Below are 19919 nucleotides of genomic sequence, written 5' to 3'. Positions count from 1 at the left end.
CGGCTGGTCCACGTGGGCCACCTCCACGCCTGTGAATTGCCTTAACGATTCGCGCCGATTGGCTTCCGCTCTGCGCCCCTTACGACCCGGCCGGTCGAAAACAGGCAACCATAGTCCGCGACATCGCTGTCGATGCCGTTCGACCTCATGAGGTGCCACACCATGCTCTGATTGCTCGTGAGCACGGGGACTCCTGAGACTCTCTCGAGCTCGGCAATCGCCGGCGCCGACTTGATGGCCGTGCAACTGATCAGGCAGGCATCCGCGCGCGGATCGATCGCGCCCTTGCCCAGTCGAGGATCGCCTCGGGGCTGAGGCCCGCCATTTCCGAATTGGTGTTGATCCCGAGATTGGCGCCGCCCGCGACCTGGAAACCGCTGGCTTCCAGGAACGCGATCTCGCGCGCGTGCACCTCATCGATATAGGGCGTCAGCAGCGAGACCCGCCTCGCGTTCAGGCGCGTCAATCCCGCCAGGATCGCATCCGCCGTGGTGAAGCAGCGGATGCCGGAGGCCGACTGGATGCGCTCACGGATTCCGCCGGCGAGCTCCGGCGCGAAGGTCGAGACCGCCGTGCAATGGAATACGATGACATCGACCTCGGCGTCCGCCAGCAGCTCGGAGGCGGCCTCGAGCCGATCGAGCATGCGCATCAGCTCCGGCTTCGAGCTGCCGCGCAACGCCAGCCGTGTCACCAGCATGGAGACTTGCCGCGGCAGCATGGCGCGGATCTCCGGCTCGGCCACCGAATTCCCGGATGGAATGAGCAGCCCGGCGCGAAGCCGGCTGCCGTAGTCGATATCAGATAAGGTCGACATGGTCGTGGCCGTCAGGCCGCCGCGACGTCGTGCTGCGCGGCGTGCAGATAGCTGCGGTTGATGTAGTCGGCGGCTTGCGATTTGACGCGGTTGGGCACCGCGCGGATTAAGGAGCTGATCTCGATCAGCGCCTGCACCGCGGCGTCGTTCGCATCCCCATCGCGGGGGAAAATCTCATCCCTGGTGTATTCGTCGCAGGCGCGCTCGGCATAGCGCTGCGCGATCCCGGTTTCGGCGATCGCGATCGGGCTGACGCCGGCACGGTTGGCAAAAAACCACTCATGCGCCCGCACGAAGGCGCGCATGAAGCGGTGCATCGTGTCCGTATTCGCCTTCGCCCAGCGGCTGTCGACGTTCAGCGAGGTGAACTGGAAATACGGCACCTCCTGGCGAGGCTCGCACAGGCTGGGATAGCCTTGGTCGATCGCCATGTAATTCAGCGGCGCGCCCTGCAGGCCGGCATCGATCTCGCCGGACTGCAGCATCTGCCAGCGCGTCAGGATCGGGCCGACCGCACGGATCTTGTAATCGCGCGGGTATTCGAGGCCGCGTGCGGCGAGCAGCTTCATGACCAGCGACGAGCTGCCCGCCTCGATCGAGGAGACGCCGACGGTCTTGCCGCGCAGATCCTCCGCCGTCCTGATGTTCTTGCCGGTGATGAAGGAGAACGGCAGCCGATTGACATTGCCGCCGACGATTTCGAGGAAGCCGCCGGCCTCGGTGTCGAGGATCACGTGCTCGGTGATCCCGTAGCCGAGCTCGGCGCGGCCATCACGAATGCGATTCGTCACCTCGTCGACACCCTCATAAAGCTCGATCGCGACATCGAGCCCTTCATCTGCGAACATGCCGCGGTGCTTGGCGATCCAGACCGGCATGTTGAAGTAGTTCCGCGAGACCGCGGTGAATGTCAGCTTCTTCATGATTTGCTCCCTTAGACGGCCGAAGCCGCGCGGTCCTGCAGTCTCGCTTCCGACGCGGCTGAAAGCCGGATCGGCGTCCGCGCCCCCGAGGTGATCACCACGGCACCGCCGAGCAGCAGCACGCCCGCAATCAGGAACGCGCCGGAATAACCGCCGGTGGTCGCGACCACATAGCCGGTGACGATCGGCGCGGCCGTGCCGAACAGATTGCCGCCCATGATCAAGAGACTGGTGGCGGCGCCGTTATAGCGACCGTCGGTCATCAGGTCGGCGGTAAGCGCAATGTTCATCGCCATCGCGGTGGCCACGCAGGCAAGCGAAATGCTGATCAGCATCGTAATGACCCAGATCGAATCGACCAGCGGAGCAGCAAGGATCACTGACGACAGCAGCAGCATCGCCGCGATCAGCTTGCGCCGGTCGGCATTCCCTCGACCTGATTTCTTCAAGAGGCTGTCGCTGAACCAGCCGAGGCCAAGGCCGAGGATCGCGGCCACGCCATAGGGAATGGCGGAGAACAGGCTCGACTTGAGCACATCCATGCCACGCGTGGCGGCGAGATAGCTCGGCAGCCAGGTCATGAAGAGATAGAGCGTATAGCCGGCGCAGCCTTGCGTGAGCGCCAGCGCCCACATCGAGGGGCTGCTCAGAAGTCCTTTCAGCGCGGCCGACTGATTTAACTCGCCGGCTCCCCGTGCGGCGATGGCGCCTCGGTTCTTCAGGATGAAATCGCGCTCTTGTGCGCTGAGCCACGACGCACGTTCCGGCTGGCGATATAGCGCGAACCAGAGCAGCGCGAGCACGACGCCGGCGGCGCCGGTGATGTAGAACGACTCGCGCCAGCCGAACGCGACGATCAGCGAGCCTACCACGACCGAGCCGACGCAAAGCCCGGCATGCGCGCCGCAATTGAGGAATGCCGAGGCGATGCCACGCTCGCCCTCGGGCGCCCATTCGCGGATGATCTTGCCGCCGGCGGGATAGCTTGCGGATTCGCCGACGCCGAGCACCAGGCGCGAGGCGAACAGCGAGGAGTAGGTCGTCGCAAGGCCGGTCCAGATGCCGGCCAGCGACCACAATCCGAGCGTCGTATAGATGACGGCGCGGCCACCATACCGATCGGCGAGCAAGCCCATCGGGATCAGGCAGATCAGATAGGTCCAGAGAAAGGCGGAGAAGATGTAGCCCATGTCGATCGGCGTCAGACCGTAGGTCTCCGAGATCGACTTGGCCGCGACCGAGAGATTAACCCGGTCGAGATAGTTGATGAACATCAGCACGAACAGGCCGATGTAGACAAGATATCGCTTCTGAAGGGCCACCCGCGTTTCTCCCGCCGTCTTTTGTGTTGTTGGCGGCCCACGATGTCACAAACCGGTCAGATAAATAAAACTCATAATTTTCATGTTGAATATGAGTTGAATTCATACAGAAGGCGCCCAGGATGGACGCTGCGCCCCCTCTCCCGCAAGCGGGAGAGGTGAGGGCGTGCCGCGCTAGAACTGCTTCGCGATCAGCGCGCGGAACCAGGTCTGGCCAGGATCGAGCGCGAAGCGCGGATGCCATTCGAGGTCGATCGCGAAGGTGACGTCATCAAGCGGAAAGGGGACCGCGACGCAGGGCAGCGGCGTCTCCCGGTCGCGTGCCCATCGCGCCGGTATGGCGGCGACAAGATCGCTGTTGGCCACGATATGGCGCGCATCCCGCCAGCTCGGCACATTGAACACGATCTGGCGATAGAGTCCGCGGATGCGCAGCGCATCATCGATCACATTGGTGCCGATGGTGCCGGCGACCTTGACATGCGAGAGCGAGGCGTAGAACGGCAGCGTCATCTTGCTGCGACGCGCCGGATTGGTCTTCCGCATCAGCACCACGAAACGTTCGTCGAGCACGCGCAGCCGCTCGCGCCGGCCTTCCGGATTTCCGGACGAGGCAAGCCGGACGTGAATTTCGTCGCCGACGATCTCGTCCTCGCGCGGATCGCCGGTGAAATGCGCCGCATTGATGCGGATGCCGGGCGCCTCCTTGCGCAGGATCGGACACAAGCGCTGCAGCAGGTGGCCCGATACATATTCGGAGATCCGCAGCGTGAAGGTTCGCTCCGCGGTCGCGGGATCGAAGCTTGCGGATTTGTCGATAGTCCGCTCGATCTGCTCCAGCGCCGCATGCGTCGCATTGGCGAGTTCGAGCGCGCGCAGCGTCGGCTCCATCCCGTCGGGGGAGCGGACAAACAGCTCATCATTGAAGGTGTCGCGAAGCCGCCGCAGCGCGTGGCTCATCGCCGACTGCGTCAATCCCATGCGCCGCGCCGCCTTGGAAACACTGCGCTCGGCGACGAGGGCCTCGAGCATGACAAGCAGATTGAGATCGATGGTTCGGGGGCGCATGGCGGGCCGGCAATGGACGGAGACATTCTCCGCCTAGCCCTATCATGGGCCGGTCCCGTTTCTCAAACCGGCCGTCCAAGCCCGGACTGTCGCGTCAGCCTATCTCGTCGGTGTCGGATAGATCAGCGATTGATCCTCGATCTCCTGAGCAGGCAATTTCTCGACGCCGGCCATCGTGTGCAATTGCGCCAGCGGCGGCATGGCCGCAGAGGTCAATTCAACCGGATGCGAATGCGCTCGCCAAAACAGGGTTCCAATAACAATTACAACGGCAATGGCGAAGACTGAAATCATTGAGCGGATCATATGAGGCATCTCCCTCTCCACTCAATTGAGTCCGTACGATCAGCTTAAGGTTTCGAGACCCACGCCGATGTGAATGCGGCGCTAAACCCTGGCGCTCGGCAAGGCAAAGGCCGAGGTCGCCGATTCCTGGACGAAATTGTCGAGAATCACCGCCGCTCCAACCGCGGCAACGACCGCAAACAGGCAGGCTAGGACGAACGCGCGCATCGTGTTTCTCCTCTTCACGTCATTTTGTACCACAGTTCCGCAGCGAATGAGTCTCAGCCGGAGGCAAAAGCGGCGTTCAGGCCGAAAGCGCGAACGCCTCGGCTTCGATGTCGATGAAGGTGCGCCCGAGCGCGCCGACCGATGCGTAGAAATCAGCCGATTTTGCCCGTTCCAGGTCGATGAAGAAGCGCCTGATCCAGGGCGAAAGATGCCGCTCGAAGAAGTCACGGTCGGCACCATTGGGCGCCGCGATGCTGCCGCCAGCCAGACCCGCCATAATCTCGCAGAGGAATCCGGCGTGATCCTCCGGCTCCGTCCGTTCCGGCGCCTTTTCGATGCCGAGACTATCGAGCGTTTCCCGCACCCGAACGAGCGGCCGCCCGTACAATGTCTCGGCAAGATAATGCGACGCATAGGGCAGCAGCGCTCCGTCCCCCAGGCCGGCAAACAGCGCAAAGAACTCGCGCGACGCGCGCTCTTGATCGGTCCGCCCCGCCGCTTCGGCCAGCGCGATATGCACTATTCCGATCGGGCTGGCATCGCCACGCAGGCCGGCGAGACGGGAAAGAAGTTCGGCGTCCGGGCTGCGCGTCAGCAGGGTCGCCAATAGCGCGTATTCCTGCGCCCGGGCGCGATCAATCTCGTCGACGATGCGCGGTGCAGTGCCCTTTGAAATTGAATCCGTCATGGTTCGATCCAAAAAGACATGGCGCCCTGTCGATCGCTATTGCGGCAATGCGCTGCCATGACGCCGCTTTCGGGGAGATTCTAGCGCTTGCTCGCGAGGGGCTTGCTCGCCTTGCGAGCCAAGGTCCTGCATTTCATTCGATTGTGCAGCAGCATCAGCTAGCGACGGTCCCTCTGTCGCGGGCGGAGGATCGAGAACGGGTTCGGCGGAATTAGCCGCCGCGGGCCGAACCGTATCGGCGGGCGACGTCATGTCTGAGAGCGTATCCGGAACCTGCTCCAGCCGCCGCGAGACCTGCGCGAGAAGGTCAGTGGCGTTTTCCGTCGGACCGAGCGGGCCGAACCCCGGAATTGCGGTCGGGTCGTTGAAATCCCACTGGTTCTCCGCGATGCCGATGAAGTCGCGAATAGCGGGATCGCTGGTCCAGGCCCGGCGCAATGCCGCGCGGGTCAATTCGGCCGGCACGCCGGCGCGCAGGAACGCGGTAATGTCGGTATTGGCGAGAATCGATTCGATTGACGGCAGGCTGGCGAGGTCGAACGGTTCATCGCCCGCCGCGTCGGCTGCAGGCGGCGCGGCTGCTTCTTGATTGTCCGTCGGAGCGGCCTCCGTATCTGGACGCTCTTTTGCGGCCTGCTTCAGCCGCGCCCAGCGAAGGAAAACATTGTGCTCTTCAGCCACGGTGCACTCTCTCTTGTCCTAAGTTGGCGGCCCCTGCCGGTCGCGCTGCCGCTTGATGAAGGGGCGATCGACATGATGCCGGGCGACAAATCGTTCGATGATCTCGGCAATGCCGGTGGGCATCGGCACCGCCTCGACGAGATTGCTCCCGGCGTCGGTGAACGCCTCGCCCTCGGCCGGATCCGCGGTGACGGCAAGCAGTTCGTAAGGCGGCTCGGAGCCGGTCGGGCGCAGATTGACCCACAGGGTGGGCGAGCCGGATGCAAGATTGTCGCGATAGTTGCCGGTCTCGGTGCGGTGCAGTTCGATCACCGCCTCGCCGGCATAGAACAACGTCACCTCTCCTTGCCTATCGAGCGGCGTCCACGGCGCCGCCGAGGGGCTTCCCACGAGCACCGAAACCGGTCGCCACAGGACGTCGGCCCAGGCGCTCCTGCCCTTGCGCCGTTCGACCACAACGCCAACGGAAATGCGCTCCAGCGCCGTCGATATCAATTGACTGCCTCCGCGTTCGCAATCGGCAAGCCGGTGATGAGGTTTTGCGGCTTCAGCCGCAACGCCCCATCGGTGGTCATGGCGAGCAGCAAATAAACCGGCTCGCCCCTGACCTTTTCGATCATATAGGCGGGATCGCGGAACGTCAGCCGGAACAGGCCGATCAACTGAGCGCGCACGCCGTCATCGAGATCGTCGCCATGCCAGATCGCGTCGCCGATGCGAGTGGCGTCGGAGCTCAGTCCGACATACCAGTTCCATGATGCCTCGCGCAGTTCCGCCACCGGCTCGACCTTGACCTCGACCGCCAGCAGATGCGCAAGCCAACGGGCGATCACATCGCCGAGCGCGGCCATCCCCCGCCCGCCAGCGGCGAGGTCCAGCGCCATGTCGAACCGGTCGCTGCGCGCCCAATAGCCGCCCGCCGTGGACTCCTTCAGCACGTCGACCTCAGTGGCCTCGGGCAGCCCGAGCAGCGCCATCAGGGGCGACGCTGAATGCCGGCCGGTTAGCGAGCCCCGTTCCTCGTCAATGGCGAGAACCGAGGCTCCTTCGATCATGAGCTTCTGCGGCCGGAAGAACAGTTCGGCGGCGCGCAGGATGAAAGCATCGCCGCAATCATCCAGCGCGTTGCGCAGGATCAGTTGCACCAGTTGGCCGATGAAGAGCTGGGGAAAGGCGATGTTGCGCCTGATGATCGCGAGATAAGCGGCCTCGAGGCTCCCGTGCTTTACCAGGTGATCGCGCCAGGCGATCATCATCTGCCAGTTCTCGCGCGCATCAGCGTCGGCGATCGCATCGACTTGTGCGGCCGAGATCGGCAGCCGCGGGTGGCTCAGCAGCACGCGATGCAACTCCTGCTCCGCCGCGCAGGCCTCCGGCGGCGGCATCAGTTCAGGCCGCGCCAGATAGGCTTTCAGGAAGTCGTCGGTGACCAGCAGCCGGCCGCTCTTGTCGCGGTCGAGCAGATGATGGCCGCAAGCCAGCCAGAAATCGCGCGGCGCACTCATCCGATACTCCCTGCAAGTCGCTATGCCGCCATCGTATTTTGCCTGAGAGGCAGTATATACTTTGCACATCTTCCCGGCCAGTTTCGCCGGCTGTACCGTATGGCTACACGGGTTCGTGACCGCATGTCTGAGACCGAGAGGCGTGTTTTCATCTGTTCGTGCGAGGGCACGATGTCGCTCGACGGCGATGCAATCAGCCGCGGCTGTCGTCACTCGCCGATGACGGCAGCGCAACTCTGTCGCGCCGAGATTGATCGCTTCCGAGCCATCGCCGCCGAAGACGGCCCGCTCACGGTCGCCTGTACCCAGGAAGCGGCGTTGTTCTCCGACGTGGCCGAAGAAAGTGGCCGCACACAATCCATACAATTCGCCAACATCCGCGAAACCGCCGGCTGGTCCGGCGATGCCGACCGCGCCGGGCCGAAAATGGCGGCGCTGCTTGCGGCAGCGGCCGAGACTGCACCGCCGGCACCATCGGTCGAACTCGAAAGCGGCGGCGTCATCCTGATCTGCGGCCGCGATGAAGCCGCGATCGAGGCCGGCAATTTGCTCAAGGATCACCTCGACGTCACCGTGCTGATCGAGCCGCCCGCCGCCATCGCGCCACCGCGCAGGGACGAATTCCCGGTGGCGAAGGGAAAGGTGACCGCGGCACGCGGCCATCTTGGCGCCTTTGAGATCGTGGTCGACGATTTCGCGGAACGCGCACCCTCCTCGCGCGACACGCTGCTGTTCGGCCCTTCGCGCAACAATGCGCGATCGAACTGCGATATCATCCTCGACCTGACCGGCGGCGTGTCCTTGTTCCCGGCCGCGGATTTGCGCGACGGCTATCTGCGCGCCGATCCCGCTTCCCCCGCGGCGATGCTGCAGGCCGTGCTCAAGGCGCGCGATCTCGTCGGCGCGTTCGAGAAGCCTCGCTACGTCACGTTCGACGCCAAGCTGTGCGCGCATTCGCGCTCAGGGCGCATCGGTTGCACCCGTTGTCTCGATCTCTGTCCCGCAGGCGCGATCACGCCGGCCGGCGATCATGTCGCGATCGATGCGAATATCTGCGCGGGCTGCGGCCAGTGCGCGGCGGCCTGCCCGACCGGCGCCGCCTCCTATGCGCTGCCGCCGGAAGACGCGCTGATGCGCAAATTGCGTGCGCTGCTGATCGCCTATCGTGAGGCCGGCGGCGAGCAGGCGATCGTGCTGGTGCATGACGACGCACATGGTGCGCCGCTGATCGACGCGCTGGCGCGGTTCGGCGATGGATTGCCGGCCAACGTGTTGCCGTTCGCGGTCAACGAGGTCACGCAGTTCGGGCTCGAGAGCATCGCCGCCGCCTTCGCCTATGGCGCGTCTGCGATGCGTTTCCTGCTGCGGGCAAAACCGCGCCATGACGTTGCGGGCCTGACGCGGACAATGGCGATCGCCGATCCGATCCTGGCTGGACTCGGCTTCGGCACGGAGCGGATCGCCACCATCGAGACCGACGATCCGGACACGCTGCTCGAGACGTTGCGCGCGATCCCGTCATTGCCACCGGCGCCGCGCCCGGCGAGTTTCCGGGCCACGGGAAAGAAACGCGACGTGCTGCGTTTTGCGCTCGGCGAATTGCATCGCGCGGCGCCCGCGCCTGCCGATATCATCCCGCTGCCCGCGGGCGCACCGTTCGGTGCGGTGGAAGTCAATGCAACCGGCTGCACGCTGTGCCTGTCCTGCGTATCGGCCTGCCCGACCAGCGCCTTGCGCGACGATCCCGAACGGCCGCTGCTGCGTTTCGTGGAGGACGCCTGCGTCCAGTGCGGCCTATGCAAGTCGACCTGTCCGGAGAACGTGATCACGCTGGTGCCGCGGCTCGATTTCGGCGCGGCAAGAGCCCCTGCCCGCATCCTCAAGGAAGAAGAGCCGTTCTGCTGCATCCGCTGCGGCAAGCCGTTCGGCGTCAAGAGCACGATCGAGCGCGTGGCCGCCAAGCTCGAAGGCAAGCACTGGATGTACAAGGGCTCACCGCGCAAGCTCGACGTCATCAAGATGTGCGACGATTGCCGCGTCAACTTCGTCGCCGAGCAGGGCTTTGAATCCTACGGCGTGGCGAGCCCGGCGGTCCGCACCACCGACGACTATCTGCGCGAGCGCGACGACGCGCCACCGCCTCGCCGCGGCAGTCACGATTGAAAATGAGCAGCTATTCCGCCGGCGTCGCCGTAGGTTCGGCGCGCCCTTCCCCCGCAAGCTTCTTGGCGAGCCATTGGTCGTGATGTTCCTTGGCCCAGTTGAGGTCGACCTCGCCGGTGCCCATCGCCTCGAAGGCGCCTTCCATCCCGACCGTGCCGATGTAGATATGGCCGAGGATCAGGGCGATGAACAGGATAGCCGTCACGGCGTGCACCACCTGCGCGAGCTGCATGCCGAGGATATCGGTCCCGTAGAACGGAAACAGCAGCAGGAATCCCGAGGCTGACACGGCAATGCCGGCCGCGATCGAGAGCCAGAACACCATTTTCTCGCCGAAATTGAAGCGGCCCGCCGGCGCGTGTCTGTTCTTGATGAACCCCCCGCCCTGCTTGAGCCAGTCGATGTCCACCTTCTCCAGGAGATTGTCCCTGAAGAAGATCACCATGATCAGGAGGAGGCCGGCCACAAAGGCAAAGCTCGTGAAGTTGTGGATGTACTTCGCGACCTCCGAGATGGCGGCGAACATATCCGGCCCAACGAGCGGCAGCAGCAGAGCCTTGCCGAACGTGATGTTCAATCCGGTCAGCCCGAGGATGACAAAGGAGGCCGCCGTCAGCCAATGCGCGAAGCGCTCGAACGCCTCGAAGCGGACCACTTTCTGCCCCGAGCGCCCGGCTGAGATCGGGAGCCGTCCGAGGATCAGATAGGCGACCGCCAGCAGCAGGACCGTGCCAAGGATCACAATCGCACCGCCCCAGCGCAGCAGGACCTGGTGGAAATATTCCCAGGTCCGGCCCGCCGGCTGGATCAGTACGCTGGCCCTGGTGTCGGGAATGTCGATGCGGCCGGTGATGCGCGGCACCTGCTGCAGCAATTCGTGCTGGCTGGTGACGCTTGCGGTCGGATTGGGTGCGCCATCGGGACCGCGCTCTTGTGCGAACACGGGCGCCGCCGCTGATATCGCAAGCAGCGCCAGGACGAAGGTCGCCAGACGAAAGCGTGCGAGAAACGTCATGACCGTTACCCTGTTCTCATCCCGCGCCCATCGCGGGCCGCATGAGCCTGTCCGCTCAGACCCCGACGTCCTCGTGGTACGCCGTGGTCCAGCCCCAGGCACCGGAACCATAGCCGCGCTTGCGCACCCGCTCGCCATAGATCTGAGCGATGATGTCGCCATCGCCGGCGAGCAGCGACTTGGTCGAGCACATCTCCGCGCACATCGGCAATTTGCCTTCGCCGAACCGGTTCGAGCCGTATTTGGCGAATTCCGCCGCGCTCCCTGGTGCCTCTGGTCCGCCGCCGCCGGCGCAATAGGTGCATTTGTCCATCTTGCCGCGAGTACCGAAATTGCCGACTTGCGGATATTGCGGCGCGCCAAACGGGCAGGCGTAGAAGCAATAGCCGCAACCGATGCACTGATCCTTGTTGTGCAAGACAACGCCGTCCTCGGTCGGGAAGATGCAGTTCACCGGACAGACCGACGCGCAAGGCGGGTCCGTGCAATGCATGCAGGCCATCGAGACCGAACGCTCGCCCGGCTTGCCGTCATTGATGGTGACGACGCGGCGGCGGTTGATGCCCCAGGGCACCTCGTTCTCGTTCTTGCACGCGGTGACACAGGCGTTGCAGTCGATGCAGCGGTCCGCGTCACAAAGGAATTTCATGCGTGCCATCGTCTCTTCCCCTTACGCGGCCCTGATCTGGCAAAGCGTCGCCTTCGGCTCCTGCATGCCGGTTGCTGGGTCGTAGCCATAGGTCGTCAGAGTATTCACGCTTTCGCCAAGCACGATCGGATCGGCGCCCTTCGGATATCTGGCGCGGAGGTCCTCGCCCTCGAAAAAGCCGGCGAAATGGTACGGCATCCAGGCGACGCCCTTGCCGACGCGCTCGGTGACCATCGCCTTGACGCGGGTCCGCGAACTGTTCTCTGCGCCGGTCACCCACACCCAGCCGCCGTCCTTGATGCCGCGCTCGGCGGCGTCGGCCGGGTTGATCTCGACATACATGAACTGCTTCAGCTCGGCGAGCCACTTGTTGGAGCGCGTCTCCTCGCCGCCGCCTTCATATTCCACCAGCCGGCCCGAGCTCAGGATCAGCGGGAACTGTTTTGAGATGCCGCGATCGACGGCCGCCTTCTGCACCGAGAAGCCGATATTCGGCATGCGGAACTGCTTGGCATCTGGCAAGGTCGGATAGTCGGCGACGAGGTCCGGACGCGGCGTATAGATCGGCTCGCGATAGACCGGAATCGGATCGGGCAGATTCCAGGCGATCATGCGCGCCTTGCCGTTGCCGTAAGGGGAGCAGCCGTGCTCGATCGCGACCCGCTGGATGCCGCCGGACAGATCCAGCGACCAGGACACCTTGTCGGGGTCGGCCGAATTGACGCGCTGGATGATCTCCATCTCCTGCGGCGTCAGCTCGTTGTCCCAGCCGAGCTTTTTCAGCACGCCCAGCGTGAACTCGGGATAACCGTCCCTGATTGCGGAGCCGACCGAATAGGAGCCCTCGGCGAGAAGATTCTCATGAACCTCCCGCTCGACCTCCTGCCCGTTCTCCATCACCTTGCGCTTGACGACGCGCTCGACGCCGAACCGGGCGCGGAAGGTGCCGCCGCCGTCCTTCACCGAAAGATTGGTGTTGTAGAGGATCGGCGTGCCGGGATGCTTGAACTCCGGCGTGCCCCAGCACGGCCATGGCAGACCGTAATAGTCGCCGCCGACTTCCGGATCATCCTTCGGTGCCCGCAGCGTGACCAGGTCGAACTTATGCTGGTTCCTCATATGCGCCTTCAGCCGCTCCGGCGACTGCCCGCAATAGCCGGTCGACCAGCCGCCGCGGTTGATCTCGCGCAGGATGTCCTCCGCCGACACCGAGCCGTTCTCGACCTTGATGTTCTTGAACATCGGGTCGGCAAAGCCGAGCTTCTTGGCGAGCATATACATCACGTCGTAGTCGTTCTTGGATTCGAAGACCGGCTCGACGATCTTCTCGCCCCATTGCAGCGAGCGGTTGGAGGCGGTGCGCGAGCCGTCCATCTCGAAGCTGGTACAGGCCGGCAGCAGATAGGTGCCGTTCTTGCGCTCGGAGACCACCGACCACGCCGTCGGATAGGGATCGCAGACCACCAGGAGTTCGAGCTTCTCGATGCCGCGCACCGCTTCCGGCATCCGGGTGATGGTATTGACACCATGCCCCATGACGAACATGGCCTGCACCGGATTAGGCTGGTTGATCTGGTCCTTCGGCAGCAAGGTCGCGTCGAACCAGCGCGTGCTTGGAATGCCCGGCGTTTCCATCAACTGCTTGCTTGGGAAGCGCGACTTCATCCACTCGTAATCGACTTCCCACACCCGGCACCAGTGCCGCCAGGCCTCCTCGGCGAGACCGTAATAGAGCGGCAGGGTCGTGACATCGAGCCCGAGATCAGTCGCGCCCTGCACGTTGGTGTGGCCGCGGAAGATGTTGGCGCCGCCGCCGGCCATGCCGACATTGCCAGTGGCGAGCAGCAACAGGCAACTGGCGCGGACATTGGCGGTTCCGGTGGCGAACTGGGTCTGGCCCATCGCCCAGATCAGCGTCGCCGGCTTCTGTTTGGCGAACAATTCAGCGATATGCTTGACCTGCGCCTCCGGCAGGCCGGTGACGCGCTCGACTTCCTTCGGATTCCACTTCGCCGCCGCCTTGCGGATATCATCCACGCCGTAGACGCGCTGGCTGATGAATTCCTTGTCCTCCCAGCCGTTCTCAAAGATGTGCCACAGCATGCCGTAGATGGTGGCGATGTGGGTACCCGGGCGGACTCGGACATATTCGGTCGCATGCGCCGCGGTCCGCGTCATCCTAGGATCGACCACGATCATGTTGGCGCGGTTGAGCTCCTTGCCCTCGAGGATGTGCTGCAGCGAGACCGGATGCGCCTCCGCCGGATTTCCGCCCATCAGCAGGATGGTCCGGGAGTTACGGATGTCGTTGTAGCTGTTGGTCATCGCGCCGTAGCCCCAGGTATTGGCTACGCCGGTGACCGTCGTCGAATGGCAGATGCGGGCCTGATGGTCGGAATTGTTGGTACCCCAGAACGCCGCAAACTTGCGGTTAAGATAGGCGGCCTCGTTGGTGAACTTGGCCGAGCCGAGCCAATAGACCGAATCGGGACCCGCCTTCTGGCGGATCTCCATCAGCTTGTCGCCGATCTCATTGATCGCGGTCTCCCAGGAGATCCGCGTCCACTGGCCGTTGACGAGCTTGACGGGATAGCGCAGGCGGCGCTCGCTCAGGACGTCGTCGCGGACCGCGGCGCCCTTGCAGCAATGCGAGCCGCGATTGATCGGGCTGTCATAGTCCGGCTCCTGCCCGATCCATACGCCATTGGCGACCCTGGCGATGACAGAGCAGCCGACCGAACAGTGGGTGCAGACATTCTTGCGGGTCGCGACGGGTGCACCGGGAGGAGCCGGCGGGCCGGCCTCCACCTTGCGCACGCCATTCAGCGTGAATTCGCCGAGCGCCGCCAGCGTGCCGGCAGCGATGCCCGAACGCTTCAGAAAAGTACGGCGATCCAATCCGCTGCCTGGCCTGTCTCCGGCGAGGACAGGCTTTGCACTTCCCTGGCGACGATCCGCCTTCCTGATCAGCACGAACGCCTCCCTCTATCGAGCGCCGGGATAGCTGTTGACGCGGTAGAAGTCTCGAACCTCGGCGGAATTTGGCTGATAGCGCGCTCTGCGCTTGTCCTTCAGATTGACCGATTGGGCGGGCACCTGCCGCGGCAGCAATGCGCCGACGGCGGCCACGCTGCTGCCGGCGATGGTCAGACGAAGCAAATCACGCCGAGGAATTTTTCGCTTAGGATTTTCCTTCTCAGGATTTTCCTTCATCGCGGCGCGCTCCTAAACCAGGTTCGCTACTCGTTAGCGTACTCCGCGCGATGCCGGACTTCAATTGTCGGTCACCCCGCACTGCAGCAACCGTTATCGAGATTTCCGGTGCGGTTTACTAGGAGCGACTTTTCAAATTCGCACGATCGCATGGCACCCACGCGCCGCGACGGCCGGCCGCAGCCGCTCGGAAAAACCTGGACGTGCTGTTCTGTCAGGATAAGCGGCGAACGCGAATTTTCTGGGCCGCCTAACCCCACGCGACAGGCAAATTAAGCAGTCCGCGAAACGCCCAGCCACCGATCCGCACAGGTTCGCTCTCAACAATGCGCAGGTTCTTCAGCCTGGCGAAGACGGCCGGGAGCGCAACATCGGCAACCATGGCGCGCGAGGCCCAGGCGCCGGCGCAGAAATGCGGCCCGGCGCCGAACGCGATGCTCTTGCTGGTATCGCGCTCAAGGTCGAACTCATCAGCGCGTTCGAAATGCTTTTCGTCGCGGTTTGCCGAGCCGAACATCAGGAACACCCGCTCCTCGGGCTCAAAGGCAACGTCACGGATTTTCCACGGCTTGGCGATGCGGCGCGGCGACATGCCGATCGGCGAAATCCAGCGGGCATATTCCTCGAATGCCTGCATCCAGGGAATCTTGCCTTCCATGACCGATCTCAGTTGATCGGGGTGCGTCAGCAGCGCCCACGCGGTGCCTGCGATCGCATCCCGCGGTTCGTTTTGACCGCCGCTGATCGAAAGCTTGATGTTGGCGCGCACGCTCTCCATCGGCATGCCGGATGCGAGCATCACGCCCAGCAGGCTTTGATCGGGCTTCTTGCTGAGCACCGGCAGCATGTCGTTGACGGCCGCATCAATGCCCGACGTCGCGGCATGACAGCGCGCCTCGACGGCGGGATCTCCAATGTAGTTGGCGATGCCGTCGATCATCCCTTGCGACCACGCGTTCATGTCCTGAAAGCGCATATTGGTCAGCCCGGTGATCGATTTCAAACACTCCGCCGAGAACGGCAGCGCGAAATCGCGCACGAAATCGCATGCGCTCGCAGGCTCGAGTTCGCCGATGATGCGGTCGGCATGGGCCTGGAATTGCGCCGTCCAGTGAGATCTGACGGTCTTCGGAGATACTGCAGGAAAGATCGCCTTCCGCTCCGACAGGTGCGCCTCGCCGTCCTTGCGCATCATGTTGTGGCCCATCAGCGTATTCATCAGGCCTGCGGGCTGGTGCGATGAGAAGACGCCGATCTGCTTCTCCGAGACGAAGATGTCGTCGCGACTGCAGAGCAGCGTGCTGCCGAGCTGCGGCACGAACGCGATGGGAGCATCGCGGCGCAACTTGGCAAGCGTCGGATAGGGATCGCTCCAGAATGCCGCGACGTCGATATCGATACGAGGCGCAGTGCTCACGGTTTGGCCCTCCCTGTATTCCTCAAGGGTACCGAGGAGCAGAAAGGACGTCTGTCCCGTTGGACAGGGACAGGAAGTGGCGCTGCCTCTCTGCACCTCTCCCCTAGGGAGAGGTGCACTTGCGGCCAGACCGGTTCAATCGAGTGACGTCGCGCCCTAATGTGCAGAGCGGGGAAGCGCCATCAGGCGCAGTGCGATGGCGAACAGTTCGTTTTGCGAGGAGATGCCAAGTTTCTCGTAAGCTCGCTTGCGATAGGTGAAGGTCGAGTGCAGGCTGATCCCGAGATCCGCCGCGATCGCCTCGGACCCATAGCCTGATAGGATCCGCAGGCAGACGTCCTTTTCCCGGCCGGTCAGCTTGAGGAACGGCTCGCGGGTCGAAAACAGCGTCTGCAGTTTTGTCGGAGCTTCTGCTGCAACCTCCTCCTGGCAGTGACGCGCCACGATCGCGGTGATGGCTGGCGCCATGTTGCAGAGACGTGCGGCTTCGCTCCGCGTAAACCGGCCTTGCTCAGTGGTCCGGTAGAAATTCACATAAAAGCAGGCACTGTCGACCCAGATCGCCGCAGCGATCTTGTCGACGATCTCCGCATCCTCAAAAAATATCTTTCGATAGCCATCGCTGTACATGCGGCGGGAGAAGCTCGGCAGGACGACCGGGCGAGGCGCCGCCCGTTGGTGCAGGATCGTCTCCCGGTTCGGATCGGCCAGATGAAAATGCTCGGAATACGCCGCGCCGAGGTCCGGCCCGATGGCGATGTGCCCGATTCCCAGCGCACAACGCGCCGTCCGCTCCGCCTCGAAGGCAAACACCATGCAATGGCCGACGCCAGCCACGGCCCGAACCGTGTCCATCAGGACCTGCGAGAACGACGGGCGACCGATGGCAAGCACCATCGGTGCAAGGACGCCTGACGAATCTCCCGGTTCCACCGCCGCTGACCCCATCGCTTCCTCCGAATTTTTCTTCAAGCCTATCAGCAACATCCGCAGGTTTGAAGCGGTCTCATGCGGCATCCCGTCCCTTTTGAGCCGGCATGTGTCACCAATGAAGGGGACAGACGCGCGCCGCAAGACAAGCGATAATTGCAAAGCGCTGATGTGCCTGACGTCCTCGGCGTATCTGCGCGCCTTGAAAAAAGAATTCTTGCGGGAGGGACTACAATGAGGCTGGGCCTTGCGGGGCTTTGGATCTTCGTGACCGCGGTTCTCTGCACCGCGGACGCAAAGGCGGACATCAAGGTGGGCATCGTCGTCTCCGCGTCCGGACCGGGCTCGGCGCTCGGGCAACCGCAGATGCGAACGGTGGCGGCGCTGCCGAAGGAGATCGGCGGCGAAAAGGTCGTCTACATCCCGCTCGACGATGAGTCAGATCCCACCAAGGGCGTCCAGAACGCCCGGCGCCTGGTGATCCAGGATGGCGTCGACATCCTGATCGGATCGTCGCTGACGCCAGTGACGATGCCGATGCTCGACATCGCCATGGAATCGAAGACCCCGATCATCTCGCTGGCGGCCGCGACCGCCATCGTCCAGCCGATGGACGAGCGCCGGAAATGGGCGTTCAAGGTCGTGCCGAACGATGACCTGATGGCAGCCGCGATTCTCAAACATATCGCGAAGTCGGGGATCAAGACGCTCGGCTATATCGGCGTTTCGGATGGATATGGCGAGGGCTATTACAAGGAAGTCAGCCGGCTCGCGCCGACGCTTGGCCTGACGGTAACGAGGCATGAGGTCTACGCACGCGCCGATACCAGCGTGACCGGTCAGGCCTTGAAGGTGATGGCGACCAATCCGGAGGCAGTGTTCGTCGCATCCGCTGGCACGCCAGCCGTATTGCCCCAGCAGGCCCTTCGCGAACGCGGCTATGCCGGCAAGATTTTCCAGACCCACGGCGTCGCGACGGAAGAGTTCATCAAGCTCGGCGGCGCCAATGTCGAAGGCGCCGTGTTCACCGGCGAAGCGTTCACCATCGCTGAGGATCTCCCGGCGAACGATCCGTTCCGGCTGGTGCGAGAGGAGCTCGTCACTGCCTATGAAAAGGCGAATGGCCAGAAGCCGAACATCTTCGCCGCGCATTTGTGGGATGCCGTCGCGCTGTTCAAAAGGGCGGCGGCAAGCGCGTTGAAGACCGCCAAGCCGGGTACGCCGGAATTCCGGGCTGCACTGCGGGATGAACTCGAGCGCGGCAAGGACGTCTATTTGAACAACGGCCGCTCCACCATGAGTCCGACCGACCACAACGGCTACGATGAACGTTCCGCCTTTCTCATCAAGGTGGAAGGTGGAAAATTCCGGCTGATGCGATAGGGCAGGCAAGACGAGGGACGACTTGAATGAGTGCACTCGGCTCCTCTTCCAGGACCAGCGCCGTTCCGCATCTGGACGTTGATCCCTTCGCGATCGCGTTCTTCGCCGATCCTTTCCCGACCCATGAGGTGCTGCGGGAAGCAGGGCCGGTGGTGTATCTCGACAAATGGAACGTCTACGGCGTGGCACGCTACGCCGAGGTCCATGCGATGCTGAACGATCCCCTCACCTTCTGCTCCAGCCGCGGCGTTGGCTTGAGCGATTTCAAGAAGGAGAAGCCCTGGCGGCCGCCGAGCCTGATCCTCGAGGCCGATCCGCCCGCCCATACCCGCACGCGCGCCGTGCTCAGCCGCGTGCTGTCGCCGAGCGTCATGAAGCAAGTGCGCGACGGCTTCGCTAAGGCGGCCGAAGCAAGGGTCGACGCGCTATTGAACAAGCGCAGCTTCGATGCGATCGAGGATCTTGCGGAAGCCTATCCGCTCTCGGTGTTCCCGGATGCGCTCGGACTGAGGGCCGAGGGCCGCGAGCATCTGCTCCCCTATGCCAGCCTGGTGTTCAACGCGTTCGGTCCGCCGAACCAGTTGCGGCAGGAGGCGATCGAGCGTTCGGCGCCGCACCAGGCCTATATTGCCGAGCAATGCCAGCGCGAGAACCTCGCACCCGGCGGCTTTGGCGCCTGTATCCACGCGCGCGTCGATGAAGGCGAGATCACCGCCACCGAGGCGCCGCTCCTGGTACGCTCGCTGCTGTCGGCCGGTCTCGATACGACCGTCAACGGCCTCGGTGCAGCCATCTATTGCCTGGCGCGCTTTCCGGATCAATGGCAGCTCTTGCGCGACAATCCGGCGCTGGCGCGCAATGCCTTCGAGGAGGCGGTGCGTTTCGAAAGCCCGGTCCAGACCTTCTTCCGCACCACGACGAGGGAGGTCGAACTCGGTGGCGCGCCGGTCGGCGAGGGCGAGAAGGTCCTGATGTTCCTCGGCGCGGCCAACCGCGATCCGCGGCGTTGGGACAAGCCCGACAGCTACGACATCAACCGACGCACCAGCGGCCATGTCGGCTTCGGCTCGGGCATCCATATGTGCGTAGGCCAGCTCGTTGCGCGGCTCGAAGGCGAGGTGATGCTGTCGGCGTTGGCGCGCCGCGTCGCCAAAATCGAGATCACGGGGGAGCCGAAGCGGCGCTTCAACAACACGCTGCGCGGGCTCGACAGCCTGCCGGTTACGATCACTCCGGCCTGACGAGAGGTGCGATGACTGCGATCACCTTCATTCATCCCAATGGCCGAAGCGATCGGGTCCAGACCAGCGACGGCGAGAGCGCCATGCAGGCCGCGACCCGTCACGGGCTGGATGGCATCCTGGCCGAATGCGGCGGCAACGCCATGTGCGCCACCTGCCATGTCTATGTCGACGATGGCTGGCTGGCGCGCCTCCCGCCGATTGGCGACGAGGAAGACGCCCTGCTCGACGGCACGGCCTGCGACCGCCTGCCGAGCAGCCGCCTGTCCTGCCAGATCAGGATCACGCCCGACCTCGACGGGCTCGTGCTGCGCCTGCCGGAACGGCAGGTCTGAGCAACCATCGGGTGCGCGAAAACTTGGAGGAGAGGACGATGAAGCGGCTGGGCTGG

22 protein-coding genes are annotated in these 19919 nt (G+C 63.8%); 5 read left to right on the top strand and 17 right to left on the bottom strand.

Annotated elements, in window-relative coordinates; genetic code table 11:
* Window positions 1-41 precede the first annotated feature (41 nt).
* The 11 genes from ACZIRK_RS24160 to ACZIRK_RS24110 all read right to left on the bottom strand — a co-directional run bounded on the left by ACZIRK_RS24160 (window position 42) and on the right by ACZIRK_RS24110 (window position 7730).
* Complete coding sequence (locus ACZIRK_RS24160; protein WP_463328237.1) at window positions 42-218, bottom strand: hypothetical protein; 177 nt, start codon at window positions 216-218, stop codon at window positions 42-44.
* A 32-nt stretch (window positions 219-250) separates the two neighbouring features.
* On the bottom strand, window positions 251-817 hold the full coding sequence (locus tag ACZIRK_RS24155) for a maleate cis-trans isomerase family protein (protein WP_463328224.1): 567 nt from the start codon (window positions 815-817) through the stop codon (window positions 251-253).
* Window positions 818-828: 11 nt separating this feature from the next.
* Window positions 829-1740 (bottom strand): ABC transporter substrate-binding protein, encoded by a 912-nt coding sequence (locus ACZIRK_RS24150; RefSeq protein ID WP_463328223.1) that lies wholly within the window; start codon window positions 1738-1740, stop codon window positions 829-831.
* 11 nt (window positions 1741-1751) lie between these two features.
* Window positions 1752-3062: an MFS transporter gene (locus ACZIRK_RS24145; protein ID WP_130229548.1), complete on the bottom strand. Its 1311-nt coding sequence runs from the start codon at window positions 3060-3062 to the stop codon at window positions 1752-1754.
* Window positions 3063-3236: 174 nt separating this feature from the next.
* On the bottom strand, window positions 3237-4130 hold the full coding sequence (locus ACZIRK_RS24140; protein WP_130229547.1) for a LysR family transcriptional regulator: 894 nt from the start codon (window positions 4128-4130) through the stop codon (window positions 3237-3239).
* A 99-nt stretch (window positions 4131-4229) separates the two neighbouring features.
* Window positions 4230-4445 carry a hypothetical protein gene (locus ACZIRK_RS24135; RefSeq protein WP_130229546.1) on the bottom strand — a complete coding sequence of 72 codons (216 nt, stop codon included), beginning with the start codon at window positions 4443-4445 and terminating at the stop codon, window positions 4230-4232.
* 72 nt (window positions 4446-4517) lie between these two features.
* The gene (locus tag ACZIRK_RS24130; RefSeq protein WP_283807046.1) at window positions 4518-4643 is read right to left on the bottom strand and encodes a hypothetical protein; all 126 of its coding nucleotides are present in this window, start codon (window positions 4641-4643) and stop codon (window positions 4518-4520) included.
* Window positions 4644-4719: 76 nt separating this feature from the next.
* On the bottom strand, window positions 4720-5331 hold the full coding sequence (locus tag ACZIRK_RS24125) for a TorD/DmsD family molecular chaperone (protein ID WP_028168468.1): 612 nt from the start codon (window positions 5329-5331) through the stop codon (window positions 4720-4722).
* 36 nt (window positions 5332-5367) lie between these two features.
* On the bottom strand, window positions 5368-6012 hold the full coding sequence (locus ACZIRK_RS24120) for a DUF3306 domain-containing protein (RefSeq protein ID WP_130229545.1): 645 nt from the start codon (window positions 6010-6012) through the stop codon (window positions 5368-5370).
* An 18-nt stretch (window positions 6013-6030) separates the two neighbouring features.
* Window positions 6031-6507, bottom strand: a complete 477-nt coding sequence (locus tag ACZIRK_RS24115; RefSeq protein ID WP_130229544.1) for a DUF3305 domain-containing protein — start codon at window positions 6505-6507, stop codon at window positions 6031-6033.
* A complete protein-coding gene (locus ACZIRK_RS24110) occupies window positions 6504-7730 on the bottom strand; it encodes a DUF6352 family protein (protein ID WP_474418533.1) in 1227 nt (408 codons plus the stop codon). Before ACZIRK_RS24110 ends, ACZIRK_RS24115 begins: the two co-directional genes overlap by 4 nt.
* Between ACZIRK_RS24110 and ACZIRK_RS24105 the strand changes: the two genes are divergently transcribed.
* Window positions 7689-9680, top strand: a complete 1992-nt coding sequence (locus ACZIRK_RS24105) for a 4Fe-4S binding protein (RefSeq protein WP_130229542.1) — start codon at window positions 7689-7691, stop codon at window positions 9678-9680. The genes ACZIRK_RS24110 and ACZIRK_RS24105 overlap by 42 nt on opposite strands.
* A gap of 10 nt (window positions 9681-9690) precedes the next feature.
* On the opposite strand, the gene ACZIRK_RS24100 is transcribed toward ACZIRK_RS24105, so the two are convergent.
* The 6 genes from ACZIRK_RS24100 to ACZIRK_RS24075 all read right to left on the bottom strand — a co-directional run bounded on the left by ACZIRK_RS24100 (window position 9691) and on the right by ACZIRK_RS24075 (window position 16871).
* Window positions 9691-10695 (bottom strand): formate dehydrogenase subunit gamma, encoded by a 1005-nt coding sequence (locus tag ACZIRK_RS24100; RefSeq protein ID WP_463328222.1) that lies wholly within the window; start codon window positions 10693-10695, stop codon window positions 9691-9693.
* A 55-nt stretch (window positions 10696-10750) separates the two neighbouring features.
* On the bottom strand, window positions 10751-11353 hold the full coding sequence (gene fdh3B, locus ACZIRK_RS24095) for a formate dehydrogenase FDH3 subunit beta (RefSeq protein ID WP_028164302.1): 603 nt from the start codon (window positions 11351-11353) through the stop codon (window positions 10751-10753).
* Window positions 11354-11365: 12 nt separating this feature from the next.
* The gene (locus ACZIRK_RS24090) at window positions 11366-14317 is read right to left on the bottom strand and encodes a formate dehydrogenase subunit alpha (RefSeq protein WP_130229540.1); all 2952 of its coding nucleotides are present in this window, start codon (window positions 14315-14317) and stop codon (window positions 11366-11368) included.
* A gap of 12 nt (window positions 14318-14329) precedes the next feature.
* Window positions 14330-14557, bottom strand: coding sequence for a hypothetical protein (locus ACZIRK_RS24085; RefSeq protein WP_028164300.1), 228 nt, complete (start codon window positions 14555-14557; stop codon window positions 14330-14332).
* Between the two features lie 250 nt (window positions 14558-14807).
* A complete protein-coding gene (locus ACZIRK_RS24080; RefSeq protein ID WP_463328220.1) occupies window positions 14808-15974 on the bottom strand; it encodes a cytochrome P450 in 1167 nt (388 codons plus the stop codon).
* A gap of 156 nt (window positions 15975-16130) precedes the next feature.
* On the bottom strand, window positions 16131-16871 hold the full coding sequence (locus tag ACZIRK_RS24075; protein WP_245474714.1) for a helix-turn-helix transcriptional regulator: 741 nt from the start codon (window positions 16869-16871) through the stop codon (window positions 16131-16133).
* Here ACZIRK_RS24075 and ACZIRK_RS24070 point away from each other — a divergent pair.
* From ACZIRK_RS24070 to ACZIRK_RS24055, 4 genes are read left to right on the top strand one after another with little or no spacing between them, the layout of a single operon-like run.
* On the top strand, window positions 16858-17142 hold the full coding sequence (locus ACZIRK_RS24070) for a hypothetical protein (protein WP_165435213.1): 285 nt from the start codon (window positions 16858-16860) through the stop codon (window positions 17140-17142). The two genes, ACZIRK_RS24075 and ACZIRK_RS24070, sit on opposite strands and share 14 nt — an antisense overlap.
* Window positions 17139-18287, top strand: a complete 1149-nt coding sequence (locus ACZIRK_RS24065) for an ABC transporter substrate-binding protein (RefSeq protein ID WP_463328218.1) — start codon at window positions 17139-17141, stop codon at window positions 18285-18287. Before ACZIRK_RS24070 ends, ACZIRK_RS24065 begins: the two co-directional genes overlap by 4 nt.
* A 26-nt stretch (window positions 18288-18313) precedes the next feature.
* The gene (locus ACZIRK_RS24060; RefSeq protein WP_463328216.1) at window positions 18314-19528 is read left to right on the top strand and encodes a cytochrome P450; all 1215 of its coding nucleotides are present in this window, start codon (window positions 18314-18316) and stop codon (window positions 19526-19528) included.
* 11 nt (window positions 19529-19539) lie between these two features.
* A complete protein-coding gene (locus tag ACZIRK_RS24055) occupies window positions 19540-19863 on the top strand; it encodes a 2Fe-2S iron-sulfur cluster-binding protein (protein ID WP_130225961.1) in 324 nt (107 codons plus the stop codon).
* Window positions 19864-19919 lie beyond the last annotated feature (56 nt).

This window comes from Bradyrhizobium sp. Leo114, assembly GCF_055229415.2.
This window is presented reverse-complemented; position numbering and strand designations above follow the sequence as displayed.